We start from the raw sequence: 22,556 nt of genomic DNA on the forward strand, positions 1-22,556 counted from the left end.
TCAATTTAATGAAGATATATACATTACACCAAAAACAAAAGTTACCTATAACTATGGATAAAGCGTGGGAATTTCTGTGCAATCCGGCTAATTTATCTAAGTTAACTCCTCCGGAAATGAATATGAAAATCATTTCTGGTGCAGACCGACCGATGTATGCAGGGCAAGTATTGCAATATTCCGTGACACCGCTTCCCGGTTTTAAAACTAAATGGGTTAGTGAGATTACACAGTATGAAGATAAAAAATACTTCGTAGACCTTCAACTTTACGGACCATATGCCTTTTGGCATCATAAACATTTTGTGCATGAGATTCAGGGAGGTGTAGAAATGGAAGATATTATTGATTATAAAGTGCCTTTGGGTATTTTAGGACAATTGGTTCACCCATTTTTAGTAAAGCCAAAACTTGATTCTATTTTTAATTATAGAAAAGAAAAAATGGAAGGACTTTTTGGTCGTTATGAAACAAAATCATAAGTTCTATCAAACCATCCAAATAGTATTGATAAAATGAGTAAAAAAGTAAATATATTCTGGTTCAGAAGAGACTTAAGACTAGATGACAATGTAGGTTTTTACCAAGCCTTAAAAGGAGAACATCCTGTTCTGCCAATTTTTATTTTTGATACCGAAATTTTAGATAAACTTCCAAAAGATGATGCTCGCGTTACTTTTATTTTTGAAACACTACAGGGCATGAGACAAACGCTTCAAGATGAACATAGTAGCAGTATAGCCATGTATAACGGTAAACCTATTGATGTTTTCAAGGATTTGGTTAAGGAGTTTGATATTAATACCATTTACACAAATCATGATTATGAGCCATATGCAACTGAACGTGATGAAGAAATAAAGTCATTTTTAGATAAGAAAGACATTACATTTAATACATTCAAAGATCAGGTCATTTTTGAGAAAGATGAAGTGGTAAAAAAAGATGGCGACCCTTATGTGGTTTACACACCATACATGCGCACCTGGAAAGAGAAATTTAAGACGATTGATTTAGAAATTTTTTACACTAACTCATACTTAGACAACCTTATAGAACATAGCAGACTAACTAATCTCTCACTTTCTGATATTGGATTTGAAAAATCTTCTCAAGAGATAACACCATATGAAGTGACACCAACCTTAATTCAAGAATATGAAGATACACGCAACTTCCCAGCTAAAGATGCCACTTCTAGACTAGGACCTCATCTTAGATTCGGGACTGTAAGTGTGCGTAAAATGATGAAAAAAGCCATAGCTGAAAAAAATGAAATATTTTGGCAAGAATTAATTTGGCGCGAATTCTTTATGCAAATCTTATGGCACTTCCCACATACTAAAGACAAAGCTTTTAAGGCTAAATATGATAGAATTGATTGGCGTAATGATGAAGACGAGTTTAAAAAATGGTGCGAAGGTAAAACAGGCTATCCACTAGTAGATGCAGGTATGCGTCAATTGAATGAAACTGGTTTTATGCACAATCGCGTGCGTATGTTGGTTGGTAGTTTTTTATGCAAGCACCTCTTAATAGATTGGCGTTGGGGAGAAGCATACTTTGCAGAAAAACTTCACGATTACGAAATGGCCAGTAATGTTGGTAATTGGCAATGGGTTGCTGGCTCTGGTGTGGATGCTGCGCCTTATTTTAGAATTTTTAATCCTACGTCACAGATTCAGAAATTCGATAAAGATTTAAAATACATTAAAAAATGGGTTCCCGAGTTTCAAGAACTTACTTATCCTGAAAAAATGGTCGATCATAAAAAAGCAAGAGAACGTTGTTTAGAAACTTATAAATCTGCTTTAAATTAACAAATGATTTGAAATATTATTAATTTTTTAGTGTTTTTTATACTAATTATAAAATAATGTCGTTATGTTATCTAAGACGTATATGTCTTAACCGAAATAACCATTTCAATAAACAATTTTAAAAAAGCTCTGATTGGTCTCAGAGCTTTTACTTTTTATAAATAAAAAAGCCTCAAATTAACTCTGAGGCAGTTCTTATAATTCTTATTCTAAAAAGGAATTAATTACCTTCCAATCGTTCAATTTTTGCACCAATAGCTCTTAAACGTTCATCTATATTCTCATAGCCTCTATCTATTTGTTCAATATTATGAATTGTAGAAGTTCCTTTTGCTGATAAGGCAGCGATTAACAATGAAATACCAGCTCTAATATCTGGAGATGTCATTGTAGTTGCTTTTAATTTCGACTTAAAATCATGACCAATAACTGTTGCTCTGTGAGGATCACAAAGAATAATTTTGGCACCCATATCTATTAATTTATCAACAAAGAACAGACGACTTTCAAACATCTTTTGATGTACTAAAACCTCACCTCTAGCCTGTGTAGCAATTACTAAGACAATACTGAGTAAATCTGGTGTAAATCCAGGCCAAGGAGCATCTGCGATAGTTAAAATTGAACCATCTATATAATTCTGTATTTGATATCCATCTTTATGAGCCGGAATATGAATATCATCTCCCTGTTGTTCTACAGTAATTCCCAACTTTCTAAACACGTTAGGTATCTGACCTAAATCATCCCAACTAACATCTTTTATGGTTAATTCACTTTTAGTCATAGCCGCAAGACCTATCCAACTTCCAATCTCAATCATATCTGGCAACATGGTATGTTCAGTACCACCTAAACTTTCAACGCCGTCAATAATTAGCATATTCGAACCAATACCAGAAATATTTGCTCCCATTCTATTCAACATCTTACAAAGTTGCTGTAGATATGGTTCACACGCGGCATTATAAATAGTGGTTCTACCTTCTGCTAAGACAGCTGCCATCACAATGTTGGCTGTACCAGTAACAGAGGCTTCATCTAAAAGCATAAATGTACCTTTTAGCTTTTCTGCTTCAACACCGTAAAAATGATCTTCTCTATTATATCTAAAATTTGCACCAAGATTAATAAATCCTTCAAAATGTGTATCTAATCGCCTTCGTCCTATTTTATCACCACCTGGTTTAGGAATGTATCCTTTACCAAATCTAGCTAATAATGGACCTACTATCATAATAGATCCTCTCAACCCACGACCTTCTATCTTAAAGGCATCAGATTCTAAATAGTCTAAGTTGATTTTATCCGCTTTAAACGCATATGTATTATTTCCAAGTTTTTTGACTTCTACACCTAAATTTCCTAAAAGTGTAATGAGTTTATTTACATCAACAATATCAGGAATGTTATTAATAACAACTTTTTCTGGCGTGAGTAAAACAGCACATAAGATTTGTAATGCCTCATTCTTTGCTCCTTGTGGTTTAATAGAACCTTTTAATTGGTGACCACCTTCGATTTTAAATGTACTCATACGTTGTTAGTAACGTTTTCTGTTTTTGGAATAATTCTTTTTAGATTTTTTTGAACCACCTTTATTGCTGTACTTAGATTTTGTACGCATTAAGCTAGAAGAATCACTTAACTCCTCTTTGCTGTTCTTTAAATTTATCTTGCCGTTAGATAATTCAAACAGATGATCGAAAATCACTGCATCCTCTACCGTGTCTTTATTCCAATTCAAGAAGCATTTTTTCATGTGATTGGCAATGGTGTATGTTAAAGCATCTTTTAAATCACCTTCTTCCCAACTTACGGCAACATCTATCATCGTTTTAATATTATTTCCGTAAAAACGGTATTTCGGATGATTTTGAGGATATTTTAGTGGTTCTGGTCTAGATTTTAACTCTTCTTCTGAGGGTTTTTCATACGGAGAATCCGCATCTAATTCAAAATTAGACATTATAAAAAGCTGATCCCATAGCTTATGCTGAAAATCGGGCACATCTCGCAAATGAGGTTGTAAATTTCCCATTACAGAAATGATAGCCTTTGCGACTTTATTTCTTTCTTCCTTTGTTTCGCGTGTTTTAGCATAATTAATCATCTTTTGCAGATGACGTCCATATTCTGGAATAATTAAATGCTCGCGTTCTGTGTTGTATTCTAAATCGTCAATCAAAATTGTAAATTGTGTAGTAAATAAATATAAAACCCGAAGTCTCTAGGTTTTGTTGCAAAGTACAAAAAAATAGCTAGCTTAAAAGAAATTTTAAAGGGAAATTACACCTTCAACTTTTTCTGCAACTTCTTTATATTTTACAATAACTGCGTCTGGGTTTTTCATTCTTACGTTAACAGAAACACTTGTGTACTTTCCATTCTTTGAAGGTCGTGTCTTAATAACAGCACCTAAATGGTTAAATAACGCTTTAATTTCATCGATTTTAGAGGTCTCTGAAATTACAATAAACTTATATAAATATTCCGTTGGCCAAAGTGCAGTATCTTGCAACTGTGCCTTTAGTTTTACATAAAATTCTTCTGTCTTTTTTGAACTATCCATTTTCTTTTTTATAAGATGCAAAGATACGTTTAACTTTGCATTTTTCGTTTTAATTATTTATCACGAATTTTACCGCAAAAACACTGCCAATTTGAATACAAAGAAGATAGTTATTACTGGAGGTCCTGGAACCGGAAAGTCATCAATAATAAATAAATTAAAGTCTAGAGGCTTTGTTTGCTATGATGAAATTTCTAGAGAGATAACCTTACAAGCAAGAAAGGACGGTATAGAACAACTATTCTTAACTGAGCCACTTCTCTTTAGTGAAAAATTGCTAAAAGGTAGAACCCAACAGTTTAAAGACGCCATAAAGGAAGATAAGAACTTGGTATTTTTAGATAGAGGATTACCTGACGTTTTGGCTTATATGGACTATATCGGTGACAACTATCCTGATAGGTTTATAGAAACATGCAAATTATATGCTTATGATTATGTATTTGTATTAGCTCCTTGGCAAGAAATTTTTACAAGCGATAGTGAACGTTATGAAAATTTTGAGCAAGCTATAGAGATTCATCATCATTTGTTAGAAACATATATGCGTTTTGGGTATCAATTAATTGATGTTCCTTTTGAAACTATAGAAAAACGTACCGATTTTGTTCTAGAGGTCTTAAATTTGTAGTAATGCATCCTTTAGAAGTTTTAGAACGTTACTGGCATCATACTTCATTTAGACCATTACAAGAAGATATTATTACTTCTGTTTTAGAAAATGAAGACACTTTTGCTTTATTACCAACTGGTGGAGGTAAATCTGTTTGCTTTCAGATACCGGCTTTAATGAAAGATGGGATTTGTATTGTGGTTTCTCCTTTAATTGCATTAATGAAGGATCAGGTTAATACGCTAAAACAAAAAGGTATTAAAGCCATAGCATTAACGTCTGGAATGTCTTACAGCGATTTAGACACACAATTAGACAACTGTATATATGGTAATTATAAATTTTTATACCTCTCGCCAGAACGCTTACAACAGCCTTTAGTGCAAGAACGCATTCAATTAATGCAAGTCAATTTAATCGCTGTAGATGAAGCGCATTGTATAAGCCAATGGGGGAATGATTTTAGACCAGCGTATAAAAACATAAAAGTACTGCGAGAATTGCAGCCTCAAGTTAATTGTATAGCTCTTACAGCAACTGCAAAACTTAATATTATAGACGATATTACTAAAAATCTGGATTTTGTTAGTCCTAAAATATTTACTGCGTCTTTCAGAAGACCAAATATTGCGTATGGTGTTATTCACACTGAAGACAAATATTTTCAACTAGAACAAATATTAAAACAAAATGAAGGGTCTTCTATAATTTATGTTAGAAACAGAAGAGCAACCACAGAGATTAACAACTATCTTGCAAAAAAAGGGCTGTCGTCTACCTTTTATCATGGTGGGATTACTAACAAAGAAAAACAAGAACGCCTACAGCAATGGACCAATGATCAGAAAAAAATTATGGTGGCCACAACAGCTTTTGGAATGGGAATTGATAAAGCTAATGTAAAAACAGTAGTTCATTTCAATTTACCAGAAAGTTTAGAAAGTTATTACCAAGAAGCCGGAAGAGCTGGTCGCAATGGTCAGTTAGCCAAAGCCGTGATCTTAAAACAAAATATTGATGAAGATCACCTAAGAAGTCAATTTCTAGGTACACTTCCTTCAATTAATTATATTAAAATAGTTTATAATAAATTATGTAACTATTTTCAAGTATCATATGGAGAAGGCGAAAATACCACGTACCAGTTAGATTTTAGAACATTCTGTAGTACCTATAAATTAAAAGCTGGTCTTACCTATAATGCTTTAACAGTTTTAGATAGAAATGCGATCATTTCTTTAGTTCAAAATTTTAATTTTAGAACTAAAATTCAGTTTATTACTAGCAATACAGTATTGTTTAAATACTTAGAGACACATCTTAATCTTAATACAATTGTAAAGGTTTTACTAAGAACCTATGGTGGAATTTTTGAATACGAGACCAAGGTAAATCTTAATCTAGTCATAAAAAAAACAGAATTACCAGAAAAGGATGTTATTGAACAATTAATACAATTAGAAAAGGATGAAGTGATTAGTTTACAAATTGCGAATACAGATTCTGAGATTACATTTCTGAAACCACGCGAGGACGACATTACCATTAACCCTATTAGAAAAACTGTAGAACAACAACATCAACTCAAGCACCAACAAATTGAAGCAGTATTAGACTATATTGAAAACAATATAGAATGCAGGAGTATACAGTTACTGAGCTATTTTGGTGAAAAAAGTAAGCAAAAATGTGGTATCTGTTCAGTTTGTATTGAATCCGATTCAAAAAGTACGACAGAAAAATCAAAGCGTGTCACCTTAGAAATTATTGAACAGCTAAATAATAGAACGCTATCCTCAAGAGATCTGTTAGGACACATCAATTGCTCAGAACAGGAATTACTTCAAGGCTTATCTGAATTATTAGAAACAAATAAAATTAAATTAACTGAGGCTAATACCTATATATTAATATGACAAATAAAAGAGACATCCGAATTGTATTTATGGGTACACCAGATTTCGCGGTTGCAACATTAAAAGGGCTTATAGAACATAATTATAACGTTGTAGGTGTTATAACGGCACCAGATCGAAAAGCTGGTCGAGGCCAAAAATTAAAAGCTTCTGCTGTAAAACAATTTGCACAAAAACATAATTTAAAGGTATTACAGCCAAAAAACCTTAAATCTGAAACCTTTATAAAAGAATTAGAAAGTCTAAATGCCAATCTACAAATAGTCGTCGCCTTTAGAATGTTACCTAAAGTTGTTTGGCAAATGCCTGAATTTGGGACATTTAATTTACATGCGTCTTTGTTACCACAATATAGAGGTGCCGCACCAATTCATTGGGCTATTATAAATGGTGAAACTGTAACTGGTTTAACAACATTCTTTATTGATGAAAAAATAGACACAGGTGCAATTATTTTAAGTGAACGCACCAAAATAAATGATAATACTACAGTTGGCGAACTTCACGATAATCTAATGGCACTAGGTAGTCAACTTGTAATAAAGACCGTTAAGCTTATTGAGAATGATGAGGTGACGACAACAATTCAAACTAAAACAGGTGAATTGAAAACCGCCTATAAACTAAATAGAGATAACTGTAAGATTGATTGGTCACAGAACCTTAAAACTATATATAATAAAATTCGAGGTCTTAATCCGTTTCCTGTTGCATGGTGTTATTTAGATAATAATGAAGAAGAACTCTTACCAGTAAAGCTATATGGAGTGGAAAAAATAAAGTCGGATCATAACCATAATTCTGGTTCTATTATAAGTACTAAAGATGAACTTAAAGTATACTGTGAAGGAGGCTTTATAAATATTAAAGAATTACAATTACCTGGAAAACGAAAAATGGATATAAAATCACTCCTAAATGGATTTAATTTTTCTGATTCTGCTAAAATGCTCTAAAGCCTTATTATCATTGGTTTTATGAAAAAGTCATTGAAATGCATTCTCTTTATTAACAAATGCTATAAGTTATCAACAAAATCTCGTATTTCCCTTACTATTACTTGCGTAGCTGGATATTCCTAATAATTTTGTCTACGGATTTTTAATTACAGATATTTAAAAACCGAATTTTATAACAATTTAAATTTAATATTTATGAACAAAACAGATTTAATCAATGGTATGGCAGAGAATGCTGGAATTACAAAGGCAGCTGCAAAAAAAGCATTAGATTCTATGTTAATTGACATTGAAGGAGCATTACAAAAAGGAAACAGAGTTTCTTTAGTAGGTTTTGGATCTTGGTCAGTATCTAGAAGAGCTGCTAGAGACGGAAGAAACCCACAAACTGGTAAGACTATTAAGATTAAAGCTAAAAATGTAGTGAAATTTAAGGCAGGTTCTGACTTAAGTAGCGCAGTAAACTAAGACATTTTTTGTTTAAAATACAGAGCCTGCTCAGTGAGCAGGCTTTTTTATACCATATTTTCAAGCATTTAAGTTGCTTATTAATTAAAAATGCAATAGTTTTAGTAACCATAAAGCAGATGTTAACAAAATGAACAGACCCGAAAAAGGTAATTTATTAATTGCCGAACCATCCATAATCGGTGATTTATCATTTAATCGCGCAGTGATTCTTTTAGCAGATCATAACGCATTAGGATCTGTAGGGTTTATCCTTAATAAGCCATTAGACTATAATTTAAAAGATCTAATTGATGGGACAGATTCCGAATTTACGGTGTATAACGGTGGACCTGTAGAACAGGATAATTTATACTTTATACACAAATCACCAGATTTAATTCCAAATAGTATTGAGATCTCAAATGGTATATTTTGGGGAGGAGACTTTAATGTGGTCTTAGACCTTATTAATGCAAACAAAATTTCTAACGACGATATTAGATTTTTTCTGGGTTATTCTGGCTGGGCAGAGCAACAACTCGATGATGAGTTACAATCTAACGCATGGCTCGTTTCTGAAAACATATACGATAAAGATATTATATCTAAAATATGCAGTTCGTTTTGGAGAGATAAAATGCTTGAATTAGGCGGAGACTACAGCATATGGTCTAATGCGCCTGAAAATCCGAGCTATAATTGAACTAATCTTACTTTTGCATTTAATTTACCAATTAAGCTTTGTGCAAAATCAGTTCCATAACTCTTTTTACGATATTTTCTAATAGGCACAATACCCTTAATAACATTTGTTATAAATAATTCATCAGCTTTTTGAAGTTCAAAAGGACTAATTGATGTCTCTTCTACAAATAAATTAACGTCTTTAGATAAAATCTCTAATATTTGTTTTCGCATCACACCTTTGAGACAGCCATCTGATAGTGGTGGTGTTTTAATTTTATCACCCTTAATCAAAAACAAATTACCATTTAATGCCTCAATCACATTTTTATTAGTATTCAGTACCAAACAATTATCAAAATCATTCTCTTTGGCGTAAATACTACCAATCACCTGTATCGCTTTATTATTAGATTTTAATCCTGAAAGTAAACCAGGAGACATAAAATAGTCCTTGTATAAATCTACGGTATATAGAGTATCAGTATCGATGGTATAAAATGGATTGTTATGAGGCTCAGCCAAAATATTAAAACTAACATCAGCGTTTTTGTTTGGTAAATACTTACCACCTTCTCCTCTATCTACATTCAATCGCACTCTAGCAGATGTATTAATCAGTTCATTAGCCTCTAAAGTTTTTACAATTTCAGCTTCTAGATATTCCATAGTAAAATTCATAGGAATATCCATTCTCATAATACGCATAGATGCCATTAATCTAAAGTAGTGATCTTCCCAAAAAAATATCTTTCCGTTGACTACTTTTAATGTTTCAAATAAGGCATCTCCATACTTATAGCCTCTGTTATTAAAAGATAGAGATGCTTGCAAAGCAGACACCATATTACCGTTAAAATTTACCATAAAAAAAATCTCGATTTACATTAAATTAAATCGAGACAAAGATATAATAGAATAGTTAGTTACATGTTAAGCAGAACCTAAAACTTGCTTTAAGCTAGAGATTTGATTATCCCATAACATTTTAGATTCATCAACCTCATCTTCTTCTGCAAAATCTGTAATCATTAGAGATACATCTTTAGTGATTTCGTCTACCTGTATTCTTATTTCAAAATAACAAGAAGATCCTTCTTCATCATCTACAACCCATCTGAATTTTACACGCTCACCACTTTTCTTACTTAAAAGCTTAGCCTGCTCTTCAGAGCCATCCCAGATAAATGTAAATAATTCGCCACGAGAATTTACGTTGTCTGCAAACCACTCTGATAAGCCAGATGGTGTAGAAATATACTGATATATAAGTGAAGGAGATGCTTGTATTACAAACTCCATTTCATATTTTTCTTTATCGTCCATATATGCATATAATTATACGGTCAATATATACAATTATGGTACAATTCAAAACTTTAAACTAAAAATAATTTTTTTAGATTCTAATGTTTGTTGTCGAAGAATTTGTTTTTATATTTGCAGCCGCAATGATGGCGAGGTAGCTCAGTTGGTTAGAGCGTCGGATTCATAACCCGGAGGTCTCGAGTTCAAATCTCGATCTCGCTACAGCAGAAAAAGTCCAGTACGATAGTGCCGGACTTTTTTATGCTCTGTCTTGAAACACACCATTTAAAATGCAAGGGAAGAAAATAGGGCTTTAATAATACACAAATATTCCAGACTTTTGTCATTGCAATTCTTACTCAAAAAGTTTCTCTAAACCTCAATCATGCTTCATAATAAAAAACCCAACACTAAAGTGCTGGGTTTTTTAATTTAACATCATTTTATTCTCAGAACCAAAATAATAGAATAACCAATCTTTTAATTAACTTTTTTATTAAATGTATAGTTAATACCAAACATAGCCATAGATGTGGTCATATCATAGGAAACAGTAGTTCCTGGTATCTCACCTAACGGATTACTGGCTGAAATTTGCATCGGATCTAAAAGTCGTCCTTCCGTTGCATCTCCACTTGTACCATAATGATAAACGGCATCTATTCTCCAATTAGTATTAAGCTCATAACTTAAACCAAATTGATAAGCATTTTTTATAATTGCAGTAGCAGGGGCTGAGAAAAATGCTAAGTCATCATCTATTGGATTAGAGCTATAGGTATAACCAATCCGTAATGGTAACTTATTAATACCTTTATACTGAAGTCCTGCAGAAAGTATGGAAATATTCTGCCATCCAAATCCTTTAACTGCTCCTGTTGGGAATCCATTATCAGCTATTTCCCAACCACTGGCCTTAAATCCTTCGGTATCTTCATAAAATACGCGTCTAAAATCTAAAGCCAAATCAAAGTTTTTCATAGAATACCCTAATCCTAACGAAGCAATTGCTGGGTAATCCATTTGAAAATTAACTCCAGGTGCTTCAGACCCATCTAAGTAAGTATTATCAAATTCAAATTCACCAAAAGTTTGAACTGTTTTATATGATGCCCCTAATTTTAGTCCATTACCTGTATCATAAAACAGACCAAATTGCGCACCGTATCCAATTGCCGAAGCATTATCTGCTATAGGATAACCTCTATCAGATCCTCCCATCGAAACCGGGAAATCTGGGGATGCTAAAGGATTAGGTTCTAATTCTAAAGCAGCATAATTAATATTTGGCTGAACACCAAAAGACAAATTATCTGTTAACTCATATGCCCACGAAGCAGAAACTTGTAATAACATGTAATCTGATTCGATACGACCAAACCCTCTTAGGCCTTGAGGCCAAGTTATTGGATTAGAGTTATTAGGATTCCAGTTCATATTAGGATTACCACTCATATCTATAGGTAAGTTAGTTTCTTGTGGAAACGTTACACCAAATCCACTAATACCAAAAGCAGATACACCAAATGTGTGTTTACTTCCCTCCTTACCCCAAAGCATAGCTAATGCAGGCATATACGACATTCCTCTATCATCTTTAGTTGTTCCAAAAACTGGAGGAGATGCAGGTGATCCTGGTCCAAAGTCACCTTCCTGATAAAGTAATCCTCCAGGTAGACTAGAACTCAATTCTGGAGACGAGGAGAAGAAACCAAGATCAAACTTTATAATTTTATTATTAAAAACAGAGATTGATGCAGGATTCCAATGCATAGCACCAGAAATATCTAATGGCTGCGCAGTTGATGCACCACCCATTGACATGTTAATTGACCCAACTCCTTGCATTATATGACCTGTTTGACCATATAAACCAATAGAGAATAATAATAAAAGTACTTTTAGAAAATTTGTTTTCATGATTAGTAGTTTAAAACATTCAGCAAAAAAACAGGCGCTTTCATAAAAAATTTAGTGCTTTAAGAATGCTAATTAGTTATTGGCCTTTAACAAAATTACGCGGATAAATCACTAAGAATTATGACAAATATCATAAATGACGCTTCCTGAAATAAACTTTTTTAAAACCCACTAAAACACCAGTCATATAAAGGCTTAATAAACCCTACGGTTATGTAACAAATGTTACAATTAGACATGACAAATGTCATGAGAGTTGTAAACACATCATTGTAATTTTACTATCAGTAAATAGGTACTGTTTTACTAACATTACCAAAAAGCCAAAACGATGAAAAACTTAATAATCTTAGGAGCGGGTACGGCAGGTACTATGATGGCAAATCACTTAGTCAAGAAACTTCCAAAAAAGGAATGGCAAATTACTATAATAGACCAATATAAGACTCACTATTACCAGCCTGGCTTTTTGTTTTTGCCTTTTGATATATATACTGAAGAGCAAGTAAAGAAAACAGGTGAAAAATTTATTCCTAATGGTGTTAATTATATTCAGAAGAAGATTGAATTAATTGAACCAGACAACAATAAAGTAACTCTAGAAAATAATGAGCAAATTAACTATGACATTCTTATAGTTGCGACAGGATCTAAAATAGCACCAGATGAAATCGAAGGTATGGATGGACCAGAATGGCGCAAAAGCATTTTTGATTTCTACACTTATGAAGGTTCTAAAGCACTTAGAGATAAATTACGAACGTGGGACGGCGGTAAACTCGTAGTACATATTACTGAAATGCCAATAAAATGTCCTGTTGCACCTCTAGAGTTTGCATTTTTAGCAGACTCTTACTTTAAAAATAAAGGTATGCGTAATAAAGTAGACATTACCTATGTAACTCCTTTAGATGGTGCATTTACTAAACCAAAAGCTACCAAAGCCCTTCATCATTTGCTCGAAGAAAAAGAGATTTCAGAGGTAACTAGCTTCAATATTGAACGCGTAGATTACGAGAACAATAAGATTATTGACTACGCAGATACAGAAGTAGATTATGATTTATTGGTTACCGTTCCAACTAATATGGGCGATGAACTCATAGAGCGATCTGGTATGGGTGATGACCTCAACTTTATACCAACTCATAAAGAAACCTTACAATCTAAGTCACATGAAAATATCTTTGTAATTGGAGATGCGACAAACCTACCCACTTCTAAAGCAGGTTCGGTAGCACACTTTGAGGCTGAAATTCTAGAGGAAAACATTATAAAATATATTAATGGAGAACCATTAGAAGCCAAATTTGACGGTCATGCTAATTGTTTTGTTGAAACAGGAAATGGTAAAGCATTACTCATTGATTTTAATTACGAACAAGAACCTGTTGAAGGCACGTTCCCGATTGCTGGCTTAGGACCTATGCAACTTCTAAAAGAAAACCGAATGAACCACCTTGGTAAACTAGCCTTTAGATGGGTCTATTGGAATATGCTCTTAAAAGGAATTCCTATTCCTTTTGTATCTGTAAATATGTCTACAAAAGGTAAAAAAATAGAACAAACTGTATAATAAATAAATCCTAGAAAATATGAAAAAATTAATCGCAAATAAAGAAATAGATGTTAATGAAGAAGGCTATTTAACTGACTTTTCTCAATGGGACAAGGAGATAGGAAAATGCTTAGCTGATGAATGTGAAATTGAACTCTCTGATAAGCATTGGGAAGTTATTGATTTCCTTCAGGATAAGCACCATAAAGAGGAAGCATTATCTATTAGAGGTATAAAGAAAAGTGGCGTCATTAACATTAAAGAATTTTATGCGCTTTTCCCTGGTGGTCCTCTTAAAAAATCAACGCTTATTGCTGGTATTCCAAAACCTAAAAGCTGTATTTAAATCTATAGTATTAAACACTGTAAAAAACGAGAAATTATGAGCACAAAAGTTAAAAAAATGCTTTTTATATTATCCAAAGCTACGATTGAGAATGCTTATGCAGCATTTGTAATGGCGAATGGTGCACGTATGGAAGGTATAGAATCAGAGATATTTTTCACCTTTTTTGGCTTAGAAGCCATACAAAAGAAAAAATTAGAACATTTGCGCGTTGCAACGGTTGGAAATCCTGCAATGCACATACCAACAATGCTTGGTGGACTGCCAGGCATGGAGGCATTGGCAACAAAGATGATGAAGAAAGAAATGGAAAAACTAGATATGCCACCTGTTGGTGAATTTTTAGAAATTCTTTCAGATTCGGGTTGTAAACTATGGGCATGTAAATTGGCAGTAGATATGTTCCATCTTAAAGAGGAAGACTTTATAGATGAAATAGATGGAATTATAACAATAGGTGATTTTTATAGTCGAGCAGACCAGGAAGGCACTCAGCTGTTATTTATATAAAAACAGTAATATTTTCATATCAATAGTTAATAGCTTTAAGTATCTAACCAAGGTATTTAAAGCTTTTACTATTAACTTTTATTCAATATCAAATATCCTTACTTCTATAGAAAAAGATTGAAATCCATTTGAAATAAATTTGTTTATTTTTAGCTATTCTAATCAGCTACAATATTCATGAAAAATCACATTTATTTTAGTTTTGCCCTCCTTCTTACCTTAAGCCTAAATTTCGTAAATGCACAAGATGCTGAAAAAGACAAAGATTCTACGAAAAAAGCGACAAAAGAATTACCGCTTGAGCCTGAGCGTAAAATTAAATTCACAACAGATAAAGGTACATGGATGTCGGTAGATGTAAGTCCAGATGGTAGCACTATAATGTTCGACATGATGGGAGATTTATACACAATTCCTATATCAGGAGGTAAAGCTACAAGATTAACAAGTGGTATGCCTTACGACGTACATCCGCGTTACAGTCCAGATGGTAAATCTATTTTATTTATTTCTGATAAAAGTGGATCAGATAATCTCTGGACCATGGATTTAGAATCTAAAGGACAAACTCAGCTTACAAAAGACAAAAACAAATATCATGTTTCAGCAGTTTGGAGTCCTGATGGTGATTATATAGTAGGAACTCGCGGTAGAAGAAACATTAAACCTTTCATTATCCATAAAGACGGTGGATCTGGAGCTGATCTTTTATCAGAACAAAAGGCCATGAAATACATAGATCCAGCTTTTAGTGCCGATGGAAAACATATTTATTTTTCTGTTCGTCGAGGTGCATGGAATTATAATGCACAACTGCCACAATACCAAATTATGAGTTTTGATCGTGAAGATGCTGATGCAGAAACGGTTACATCGCGATATGGTTCAGCCTTTACACCTACACTTTCAAAAGACGGAAATTGGATGGTATATGGTAATCGATTTGAAGAACATACTGGTCTTGTAATACGTAACCTAACATCGGGCGAAGAAAAATGGTTGGCCTATCCTGTTCAAAGAGACGATCAAGAATCTATTGCTCCATTAGGTGTTTTACCTGCCATGGCATTTACACCAGATAGTAAAAATCTTATAACTTCTTATGGTGGGAAAATTTACAGAATTAATATTACTAGCGGTCAGGCTAAAGAGATACCTTTTTCAGTAGATGTAGAATTACATATGGGACCAATGGTTTCATTTAAATACCCAATAGAAGACGATCCTCAAGCTCAAGTAACCCAAATTAGAGACGCCAGACCTTCACCTAATGGAAAACGCTTAACATTTACGGCATTAAACAGATTGTATGTTATGGAGTTGCCTAATGGCACACCAAAACGATTAACAGATAATGATTTCACTGAAGCAATGCCTTCATGGTCACCAGATGGCAAACATATTGTATTTACAACATGGAAGCCTAGCGGAGGACACCTTTTCAAGGTTAATGCTTCTGGTAAAGGCAAACTTGTTCAGCTTACGAAAGAACGAGGAATTTATAGTTATCCATCGTGGTCATTTAATACTAATCGCATTGTATTTATTAAAGGAGCGGCTCAAACTTATGATGATGCTATCAATCCGTTTAATGGAAGAGTCTATGAAGAGATAGCATGGATTTCATCTGAAGGAGGAGATATCACTATTATAGATAGAGCTAAGGGACGAACTGCTCCACATTTTACTAAAATCAATAATAGAATTTATTTGAATCATGGCAGTAAAGGATTAATCTCTATTCGTTGGGATGGAACTGATGAAAAGGAACATTTGAAGTTAACAGGTATAAAAACTTATGGTTCATCAGATATTTTTGGTAAAGACCATGAGCATGCAGCAATGCCTAGTCATGAAGAGGGTTGGAGAGAAAATAATACGGCTTCGCGTCCTAGTGAAATAAAAATCTCACCAGATGGTAAACACGCCTTAGCAAAAATTAATAATGATATATACTCTGTGATTATTCCAATGATAGGAAAGACACCATCTATATCTTTAGCAAAGCCAGCAAGTGCATCATTTCCAGCAAATAAGCTTACGGTAATGGGTGGCGAATTCCCAGCTTGGTCAGACGACAGTAATAAAGTACATTGGTCATTAGGTGCTAGTCATTTTGCATACGACTTGGCTAAAGGAAAAGCTTTTGCTGATAGTTTAAAAATTGCTAAAAAGAAAGAAAAAGAACTTCAAGAAGTTAAAAAGAAGAAAGACTCAATAAAAACCGGCAAAGAAAAAGATAAAAAGAAGGATACTCCAACTTTTAAAGCAGATGAGTATAAGATTAAGGTAAACTACAAACGTGCTATTCCTAATGGTACTACGCTTCTAAAAGGAGGTAGAATTATTACCATGAATAGCAAACAAATCATAGAAAATGGTGATATTTTAATTGAGAATAATAGAATTAAAAATATCGGAGATTCAGGAAGTTTTACAGTGCCTGATGAAGCAAAAATTATTGATATAACTGGCAAAACAGTCACGCCTGGCTTTGTAGATACTCATGCACATATGTGGCCAAATTGGGGAATTCATAAAAATCAAGTTTGGATATATTCTGCAAATTTAGCTTATGGTGTTACAACAACAAGAGACCCACAAACAGCTACAACAGACGTACTCACCTATTCTGATATGGTTGAAGCCGGAATGATACACGGTCCAAGAGTATACAGTACAGGACCAGGTGTAGGTTATTGGTCTTATAATATTAAAAGTTTAGAACATGCTAAAGAAGTCCTTAAACAATACAGTGAATATTATAATACCAAAAGCATTAAAAGTTATTTGGTAGGAAATCGTCAACAAAGACAATGGGTAATAATGGCAGCTAAAGAGCTTAAATTAATGCCAACAACCGAAGGCGGATTGGATTTTAAGCAAAATATGGTCAATATGATGGATGGTTATCCTGGGCACGAACATTCATTTCCGATTTACCCAATTTATGACGATGTTATAACTGTAGCAGCACAGTCTCAAATGGCAATAACACCTACGCTACTTGTGAGCTATGGTGGTCCTTGGGCTGAGAATTACTTTTATTCCAGAGAAAACCCGTATGATGATAAAAAGCTTCAATATTTTACGCCTTATGAAGAACTAGCTCAAAAATCTAGACGTCGTCCGGGATGGTTTAAGGATGAAGAACATGTATTTAAAAAACACGCAGAATTCATGAAAGATCTTATTGAAGCAGACGGTATTGGTGGTATTGGAAGCCATGGACAATTGCAAGGACTAGGTTTTCATTGGGAACTTTGGGCAGTTGCTAGTGGTGGTATGACCAACTATGATGCACTTCGACTTGCAACTATTAAGGGTTGTGAAGCCTTAGGATTAGATAAAGATTTAGGTACTTTAGAAGTTGGTAAAGTAGCAGATCTTTTAATTCTAGACGAAAATCCTTTAGATGATTTGCGTAATACCAACACTTTAACACATGTTATTAAAAATGGTGTTGTTTATGATGCAAATAATTTAGATGAAATTGCACCTGTAGAAAAGAAAGCGGAAACATTCCACTGGCAAACTTTAAAACCAATCGGATTACCGGGAGTTAAGAATTAATTTTATTAATATTTAGTTAAAGCCACTATATAAACTGTAGTGGCTTTTTTCTTTGGTATAAGATATACGTAAATTTGTATTTAAAATGCACGAAGCTTGTTTACAATGAAAAAGACAAAGAAACCAGACCAAGTAGTATATAATACAGAAACAGAACGCTATGACGCTTCACTAAAGCCCTATGCAACAGATGTGTCTGCACCAGTTATTACTAAAACAGATACATTAGCCTGGAAAAACAGAAATATAAATAAGGTAAATAAGCATATACAAACAAAGTACAATGAGCTTAAAGAAGCTTATGATCAAATGATTGAACAATATGAGTACAATAATTTAGTTTATGGCGCATCTTTTAACTTTGAACCTGTAGTTGGAGATACATACCACTTATATATCCGAGAAGACGAATCTACATTCTTATCTATAATTGCTCCAGAAGAGTGTAATTTTAATCATGTTGGCAGTTTCTATTTAGATGCTGATGGCATTTGGCATAAAAAATAAAAAATTCGTTATTTTTAGATACTTGATTAATAGTAGTTTATCTTAATTCCTATTCGTATTTAGAAAATTCTTACAATTATCTTCCTTCATAAAATATATTTGAAAGAATAAACCTACTTTTTAAATAAATAGTAAATTATTTATTTATCTGTATTTCAATTATTTACATTTTACAAATTTCATTTCATCGATTTTTTATGCTTTTAATAGAGTTTTTTAAGGATTCATTCTATCTTAGCACCCTATTAAAACCCAAATCACATGAAAACAATTACTTATCACTTAATAGGCATAGTTTTATTAGCTAGTTTTAGCTCCAACTCCATTTTATCTGCACAAAACTTATGTGGAGCTCAAGGCAATAATATATCAGGAGAGTATATCGGCAAAGTAGACATTAATGCTATAGAAAATAACTCTATTAGTACAACGACATCTGGGTATACAGATTATAAAGCTGATGAGATTTTTGACGAGTTAGAAAAAGGAAGTACGGGTAATACCATATCGATAACTAAATATTGGCCAATTATTCCTTTTCCAGAGGCAGTTTCTGTTTGGATAGACTTTAATCAGAATGGTAGTTTTACAAGTGATGAAAAAGTACTAGAAGATAGCTCTAATGAAATAAATACAGTAAATGCAACTTTTGATGTACCGACAAACGCAGTTAGCGGTGATGTTGTAATGCGAGTAATCATGAAATACTATGGTACATTCGGAGTAGTTCAAGATGATCCATGTGAAACTTATACTCATGGTGAAACTGAAGATTACATGTTACGAATATCTAATCAGCTTAGCGTTGAAGATACAAGCCTAGAAAGCACTAATATTTACCCGAATCCATTTAATGATAGTGTTACTTTAAAATTACCCAATAATGTGGATGCAAGCACTATTAATTATACGATATACGATATCCAAGGAAGAATAGTATTGACATCTAACGAAAACACTATTAACGGTAATAGCATAATTATTACGATGATGGATGCTCTAAATCCTGGTCCCTACCTAATAAAAATTGAAAACACAACAAATAATCAATTTATAACCAAACGACTTATAAAACAATAAGTTATGAGTGAGTCTAAAAATCGATGAAAAATATTTTATGTATTTCATCGTTTTTTTTCGTTTTATAGATGTTTTTTAAATAAATAGCCATATTAGCCCAATAATTAATTTCATTTAACCCCAAATCTAATAAAGAAAACTACTTTAACCTTAGCATTAATTTGCTTCGCTTTAATGAATATTTTCTCTCAGACCTCAGAAAAAGAAAGAGCAGAGAATTACTTGTCAACAAAAGGTGAATTAACCTTTATATTTGAAGTTGAAGATGCTAGTCAGATACCTGATTACACAAAAAACTTATCACTTATCAATTATAACCCAGAAACCAAAACAGTTATAGCTTGGGCTAATGAAGAACAGTTTAGAAAGTTCGAATCAAAAAATATTCCTATCCAAGTTACTGTTGATGAAAATGATGTGAAAGAATCTATAATTTATGACGTAAGACCATTAGCGAGCCGAAATAGTATGACAACGCTTACATTTCCCGCGAGTCCTTACCCTACATATGCAGAATATGCGCAACAAATGCAAGATTTCGAAGATGATTATCTAGCTTCAGTTGATATGTCTAGTATAGGTAGTACAAGTCAGGGAGACAAAGAGCTATTATTTGTAAAAATATCAGATAATGTTGCAACAGATGAGAAAGAGCCTAAGCTTTTATTAACATCGTCTATGCACGGTGACGAAATCGCTGGTTATCCAATGATGCTTAGTTTAAGCATTTATATTTTTACTGTTTACGCAGACACTAATCATACAGATCATGCATGAGTGAAAAACTTAGTTGAAAATGCGGAAATCTGGATTAACCCAAGTGCAAATCCAGATGGAACATATCACAATAGTGCGTCTAATACTTCCGTAGTAAATGCACGAAGAGGTAATGGAAATAATGTAGATTTAAACAGAAACTACCCAGATAATAAGCAAGGTCCATATACAGATGGTAATGGTTATCAAACAGAAACATTACACTTTATGCAATTAGCAGATGATAATCATTTTGTGATTTCTGTAAATTTCCATGGTGGTACCAAGTTAGTAAACTACCCATTTGATAATGCTTACATTAGTGAGTATACACATCCAGATGGCGATTGGTATGAGAATATTTCTATGGAATACGCGACGCATTGCCAAACAGATGCAAACTCGGGTAATACATCTACTGCAACTTATAATAATAAGCCGTCATACATGACAGATGACGACGATAGCAATGTTTACCCAAGTCCTGGTGTTACACATGGTGCAGAATGGTATCGTGTTTATGGTGGTCGTCAAGATTTTATGAATTTTTACCATCAATGTATAGAAGTAACAATCGAATTATCTGATGTTAAAATATTACAAGAAAGTCTTTTAGACGATTATTGGTACTACAATAGAGATGCAGTATTAGATTTCTTAACTCAAGGAACCTATGGATTTACTGGAGTAGTAAAAGATATCAATGACAGCACACCTATTGAAGCTACAGTAACAGTTGTTGGACACGATGCTTACGGATCAAACACTGTAAGTGATGCACCTCATGGTGATTTTTACAGACCAATTAAGGCAGGAACGTATGACTTATTGTTTGAAGCTCCTTGTTACCAACCATTGACTATTTCTAGTCAGACAATTGCAAATTACCAAAAGTTAGACTTAGGCGATATTTTATTAACGCCTATAACTCCCGTTGAGCCAACAAGTTTGAATGCGACAAATATTGTCTCCTCTTCTGTAACACTAAATTGGTCTACAACGGCAGGTGCTACATTTGATTTGAGATACCGAGAAGTAGGTTCTGGCACTTGGATTGTAATAAACGATATAGATACAACAACATACGATTTAACAGGGTTAAACCCTGAAACAGATTATGAATATGAAGTTCGTTCACTATGTGGAACTAACTCATCTGTATATTCTACCACTGATAATTTTTCTACGGCAGTTGTATCATATTGTAATGCACAAGGAAATAATATCAGCGATGAATACATAAGTAGAGTAGAAATTGACGGTGTTATAAATGATACAGAAAGTTCAACTTCTTCTGGTTACTCGAACTTTAAAGGCATGTCTATATTCAATTCTATGGCTTTAAATTCTTCTAATCACAATATATCTGTGACAAAATTTTGGACTGGCACAAATTATAATGAAGCCGTTTCAGTATGGATAGATTTTGACCAAGATGGAATTTTTTCAGCTGCTGAAAAGATATTAGAATCTGGTTCATCAACAATTCAAACTGTATCGAATCCTAATTTCTCAATTCCTGTTGATGCGAAAACCGGAGACACTGTAATGCGTGTAATAATGAAATATTATGGTAACCCTACAGGTCAAATACAAAATGATCCTTGTGAGACATTTACATATGGTGAGGTAGAAGATTACACTGTAAATATATTTGATGAAACATTAAGTGTTAACACCCAAGACTTAGAAAGTATTGCCGTATACCCTAACCCATTTAAAGATACGATTGATATTAAAATACCCTCGGGTATGACCAATAATGATATTTCGTATAATGTAAATAATGTTTTAAGTAGATCTATTGCCTCTAATAATGTACAACTTAATGATAATACCATAAGAATATTAAATAATGTACAAAGCGGAACTTACTTTTTAGGGATACAAGATCAAAATACAAATCAATCTGTTGTAAAATAGATACTTAAACAAAAGAAGTAGTTTTTAATAAATAACAACGGAAAAAGCTCAATTACTGAAG

The 22,556-nt window shown here is 33.2% G+C and carries 20 protein-coding genes, 1 tRNA gene and 1 pseudogene; 16 read left to right on the forward strand and 6 right to left on the reverse strand.

Annotation, left to right across the window (positions count from 1 at the left end; genetic code table 11):
• The first annotated feature begins 8 nt into the window (after window positions 1-8).
• Window positions 9-482, forward strand: coding sequence for an SRPBCC family protein (locus ACTG3Y_RS04835; RefSeq protein ID WP_439151793.1), 474 nt, complete (start codon window positions 9-11; stop codon window positions 480-482).
• Between the two features lie 33 nt (window positions 483-515).
• Entirely contained in the window at window positions 516-1,820 is a 1,305-nt protein-coding gene (locus ACTG3Y_RS04840; protein ID WP_439151794.1) for a cryptochrome/photolyase family protein, read from the forward strand.
• Between the two features lie 220 nt (window positions 1,821-2,040).
• Here the strand turns inward: ACTG3Y_RS04840 and murA are convergent, their stop codons facing one another.
• The 3 genes from murA to ACTG3Y_RS04855 all read right to left on the reverse strand — a co-directional run bounded on the left by murA (window position 2,041) and on the right by ACTG3Y_RS04855 (window position 4,392).
• The gene (gene murA, locus ACTG3Y_RS04845; RefSeq protein ID WP_439151795.1) at window positions 2,041-3,357 is read right to left on the reverse strand and encodes a UDP-N-acetylglucosamine 1-carboxyvinyltransferase; all 1,317 of its coding nucleotides are present in this window, start codon (window positions 3,355-3,357) and stop codon (window positions 2,041-2,043) included.
• Between the two features lie 6 nt (window positions 3,358-3,363).
• Complete coding sequence (locus ACTG3Y_RS04850) at window positions 3,364-4,008, reverse strand: DUF4290 domain-containing protein (RefSeq protein ID WP_439151796.1); 645 nt, start codon at window positions 4,006-4,008, stop codon at window positions 3,364-3,366.
• Window positions 4,009-4,098: 90 nt separating this feature from the next.
• On the reverse strand, window positions 4,099-4,392 hold the full coding sequence (locus tag ACTG3Y_RS04855) for a DUF493 family protein (RefSeq protein WP_439151797.1): 294 nt from the start codon (window positions 4,390-4,392) through the stop codon (window positions 4,099-4,101).
• A gap of 91 nt (window positions 4,393-4,483) precedes the next feature.
• Here ACTG3Y_RS04855 and ACTG3Y_RS04860 point away from each other — a divergent pair, with 91 nt between their 5' ends.
• The 5 genes from ACTG3Y_RS04860 to ACTG3Y_RS04880 all read left to right on the forward strand — a co-directional run bounded on the left by ACTG3Y_RS04860 (window position 4,484) and on the right by ACTG3Y_RS04880 (window position 9,033).
• Window positions 4,484-5,023, forward strand: a complete 540-nt coding sequence (locus tag ACTG3Y_RS04860; RefSeq protein ID WP_439151798.1) for an AAA family ATPase — start codon at window positions 4,484-4,486, stop codon at window positions 5,021-5,023.
• 2 nt (window positions 5,024-5,025) lie between these two features.
• Window positions 5,026-6,921, forward strand: coding sequence for a RecQ family ATP-dependent DNA helicase (locus tag ACTG3Y_RS04865; protein WP_439151799.1), 1,896 nt, complete (start codon window positions 5,026-5,028; stop codon window positions 6,919-6,921).
• Window positions 6,918-7,877 (forward strand): methionyl-tRNA formyltransferase, encoded by a 960-nt coding sequence (gene fmt, locus ACTG3Y_RS04870; protein ID WP_439151800.1) that lies wholly within the window; start codon window positions 6,918-6,920, stop codon window positions 7,875-7,877. Before ACTG3Y_RS04865 ends, fmt begins: the two co-directional genes overlap by 4 nt.
• Window positions 7,878-8,075: 198 nt before the next feature.
• Window positions 8,076-8,348 (forward strand): HU family DNA-binding protein, encoded by a 273-nt coding sequence (locus ACTG3Y_RS04875; RefSeq protein WP_155089579.1) that lies wholly within the window; start codon window positions 8,076-8,078, stop codon window positions 8,346-8,348.
• A 130-nt stretch (window positions 8,349-8,478) separates the two neighbouring features.
• Window positions 8,479-9,033, forward strand: coding sequence for a YqgE/AlgH family protein (locus ACTG3Y_RS04880; protein ID WP_439151801.1), 555 nt, complete (start codon window positions 8,479-8,481; stop codon window positions 9,031-9,033).
• Here ACTG3Y_RS04880 and ACTG3Y_RS04885 read toward each other — a convergent pair.
• Complete coding sequence (locus ACTG3Y_RS04885; protein WP_439151802.1) at window positions 9,024-9,881, reverse strand: aminotransferase class IV; 858 nt, start codon at window positions 9,879-9,881, stop codon at window positions 9,024-9,026. The genes ACTG3Y_RS04880 and ACTG3Y_RS04885 overlap by 10 nt on opposite strands.
• A gap of 66 nt (window positions 9,882-9,947) precedes the next feature.
• A complete protein-coding gene (locus ACTG3Y_RS04890; protein ID WP_439151803.1) occupies window positions 9,948-10,340 on the reverse strand; it encodes an START-like domain-containing protein in 393 nt (130 codons plus the stop codon).
• A gap of 130 nt (window positions 10,341-10,470) precedes the next feature.
• Between ACTG3Y_RS04890 and ACTG3Y_RS04895 the strand changes: the two genes are divergently transcribed.
• Window positions 10,471-10,544, forward strand: a tRNA-Met gene (locus ACTG3Y_RS04895).
• Window positions 10,545-10,802: 258 nt separating this feature from the next.
• Here ACTG3Y_RS04895 and ACTG3Y_RS04900 read toward each other — a convergent pair.
• Window positions 10,803-12,242, reverse strand: a complete 1,440-nt coding sequence (locus tag ACTG3Y_RS04900; RefSeq protein ID WP_439151804.1) for an OmpP1/FadL family transporter — start codon at window positions 12,240-12,242, stop codon at window positions 10,803-10,805.
• Between the two features lie 331 nt (window positions 12,243-12,573).
• On the opposite strand from ACTG3Y_RS04900, the gene sqr reads away from it, so the two are divergent.
• The 8 genes and pseudogenes from sqr (at window position 12,574) to ACTG3Y_RS04940 (ending at window position 22,495) form a co-directional block, all read left to right on the forward strand.
• Window positions 12,574-13,818 (forward strand): type III sulfide quinone reductase, selenoprotein subtype, encoded by a 1,245-nt coding sequence (gene sqr / locus ACTG3Y_RS04905; protein ID WP_439151805.1) that lies wholly within the window; start codon window positions 12,574-12,576, stop codon window positions 13,816-13,818.
• A gap of 19 nt (window positions 13,819-13,837) precedes the next feature.
• Entirely contained in the window at window positions 13,838-14,146 is a 309-nt protein-coding gene (locus tag ACTG3Y_RS04910; protein ID WP_439151806.1) for a TusE/DsrC/DsvC family sulfur relay protein, read from the forward strand.
• A 36-nt stretch (window positions 14,147-14,182) separates the two neighbouring features.
• Window positions 14,183-14,656, forward strand: coding sequence for a DsrE/DsrF/DrsH-like family protein (locus tag ACTG3Y_RS04915; RefSeq protein WP_439151807.1), 474 nt, complete (start codon window positions 14,183-14,185; stop codon window positions 14,654-14,656).
• 177 nt (window positions 14,657-14,833) lie between these two features.
• Window positions 14,834-18,229 carry an amidohydrolase family protein gene (locus ACTG3Y_RS04920; RefSeq protein ID WP_439151808.1) on the forward strand — a complete coding sequence of 1,132 codons (3,396 nt, stop codon included), beginning with the start codon at window positions 14,834-14,836 and terminating at the stop codon, window positions 18,227-18,229.
• A 105-nt stretch (window positions 18,230-18,334) separates the two neighbouring features.
• The gene (locus ACTG3Y_RS04925) at window positions 18,335-18,736 is read left to right on the forward strand and encodes a DUF2452 domain-containing protein (protein WP_439151809.1); all 402 of its coding nucleotides are present in this window, start codon (window positions 18,335-18,337) and stop codon (window positions 18,734-18,736) included.
• 261 nt (window positions 18,737-18,997) lie between these two features.
• The gene (locus ACTG3Y_RS04930; protein WP_439151810.1) at window positions 18,998-19,816 is read left to right on the forward strand and encodes a GEVED domain-containing protein; all 819 of its coding nucleotides are present in this window, start codon (window positions 18,998-19,000) and stop codon (window positions 19,814-19,816) included.
• Between the two features lie 528 nt (window positions 19,817-20,344).
• Window positions 20,345-21,196: pseudogene (locus ACTG3Y_RS04935) on the forward strand (M14 family zinc carboxypeptidase); the annotation flags it as partial.
• Window positions 21,197-21,520: 324 nt separating this feature from the next.
• Window positions 21,521-22,495 (forward strand): GEVED domain-containing protein, encoded by a 975-nt coding sequence (locus tag ACTG3Y_RS04940; RefSeq protein ID WP_439151827.1) that lies wholly within the window; start codon window positions 21,521-21,523, stop codon window positions 22,493-22,495.
• The last annotated feature ends 61 nt before the right edge of the window (window positions 22,496-22,556 follow it).

This window comes from Winogradskyella sp. (assembly GCF_965656915.1).
Taxonomy (GTDB): Bacteria; Bacteroidota; Bacteroidia; order Flavobacteriales; family Flavobacteriaceae; genus Winogradskyella.

What these genes read in the sequence shown, in the direction of transcription:
- ACTG3Y_RS04835 (WP_439151793.1), top strand. Translation starts at nt 9, where the DNA reads ATGAAGATATATACATTACACCAAAAACAAAAGTTACCTATAACTATG.
- ACTG3Y_RS04840 (WP_439151794.1), top strand. Translation starts at nt 516, where the DNA reads ATGAGTAAAAAAGTAAATATATTCTGGTTCAGAAGAGACTTAAGACTA.
- murA (WP_439151795.1), bottom strand. Translation starts at nt 3,357, where the DNA reads ATGAGTACATTTAAAATCGAAGGTGGTCACCAATTAAAAGGTTCTATT.
- ACTG3Y_RS04855 (WP_439151797.1), bottom strand. Translation starts at nt 4,392, where the DNA reads ATGGATAGTTCAAAAAAGACAGAAGAATTTTATGTAAAACTAAAGGCA.
- ACTG3Y_RS04865 (WP_439151799.1), top strand. Translation starts at nt 5,026, where the DNA reads ATGCATCCTTTAGAAGTTTTAGAACGTTACTGGCATCATACTTCATTT.
- fmt (WP_439151800.1), top strand. Translation starts at nt 6,918, where the DNA reads ATGACAAATAAAAGAGACATCCGAATTGTATTTATGGGTACACCAGAT.
- ACTG3Y_RS04875 (WP_155089579.1), top strand. Translation starts at nt 8,076, where the DNA reads ATGAACAAAACAGATTTAATCAATGGTATGGCAGAGAATGCTGGAATT.
- ACTG3Y_RS04880 (WP_439151801.1), top strand. Translation starts at nt 8,479, where the DNA reads ATGAACAGACCCGAAAAAGGTAATTTATTAATTGCCGAACCATCCATA.
- ACTG3Y_RS04885 (WP_439151802.1), bottom strand. Translation starts at nt 9,881, where the DNA reads ATGGTAAATTTTAACGGTAATATGGTGTCTGCTTTGCAAGCATCTCTA.
- ACTG3Y_RS04890 (WP_439151803.1), bottom strand. Translation starts at nt 10,340, where the DNA reads ATGGACGATAAAGAAAAATATGAAATGGAGTTTGTAATACAAGCATCT.
- ACTG3Y_RS04900 (WP_439151804.1), bottom strand. Translation starts at nt 12,242, where the DNA reads ATGAAAACAAATTTTCTAAAAGTACTTTTATTATTATTCTCTATTGGT.
- sqr (WP_439151805.1), top strand. Translation starts at nt 12,574, where the DNA reads ATGAAAAACTTAATAATCTTAGGAGCGGGTACGGCAGGTACTATGATG.
- ACTG3Y_RS04910 (WP_439151806.1), top strand. Translation starts at nt 13,838, where the DNA reads ATGAAAAAATTAATCGCAAATAAAGAAATAGATGTTAATGAAGAAGGC.
- ACTG3Y_RS04915 (WP_439151807.1), top strand. Translation starts at nt 14,183, where the DNA reads ATGAGCACAAAAGTTAAAAAAATGCTTTTTATATTATCCAAAGCTACG.
- ACTG3Y_RS04920 (WP_439151808.1), top strand. Translation starts at nt 14,834, where the DNA reads ATGAAAAATCACATTTATTTTAGTTTTGCCCTCCTTCTTACCTTAAGC.
- ACTG3Y_RS04925 (WP_439151809.1), top strand. Translation starts at nt 18,335, where the DNA reads ATGAAAAAGACAAAGAAACCAGACCAAGTAGTATATAATACAGAAACA.
- ACTG3Y_RS04930 (WP_439151810.1), top strand. Translation starts at nt 18,998, where the DNA reads ATGAAAACAATTACTTATCACTTAATAGGCATAGTTTTATTAGCTAGT.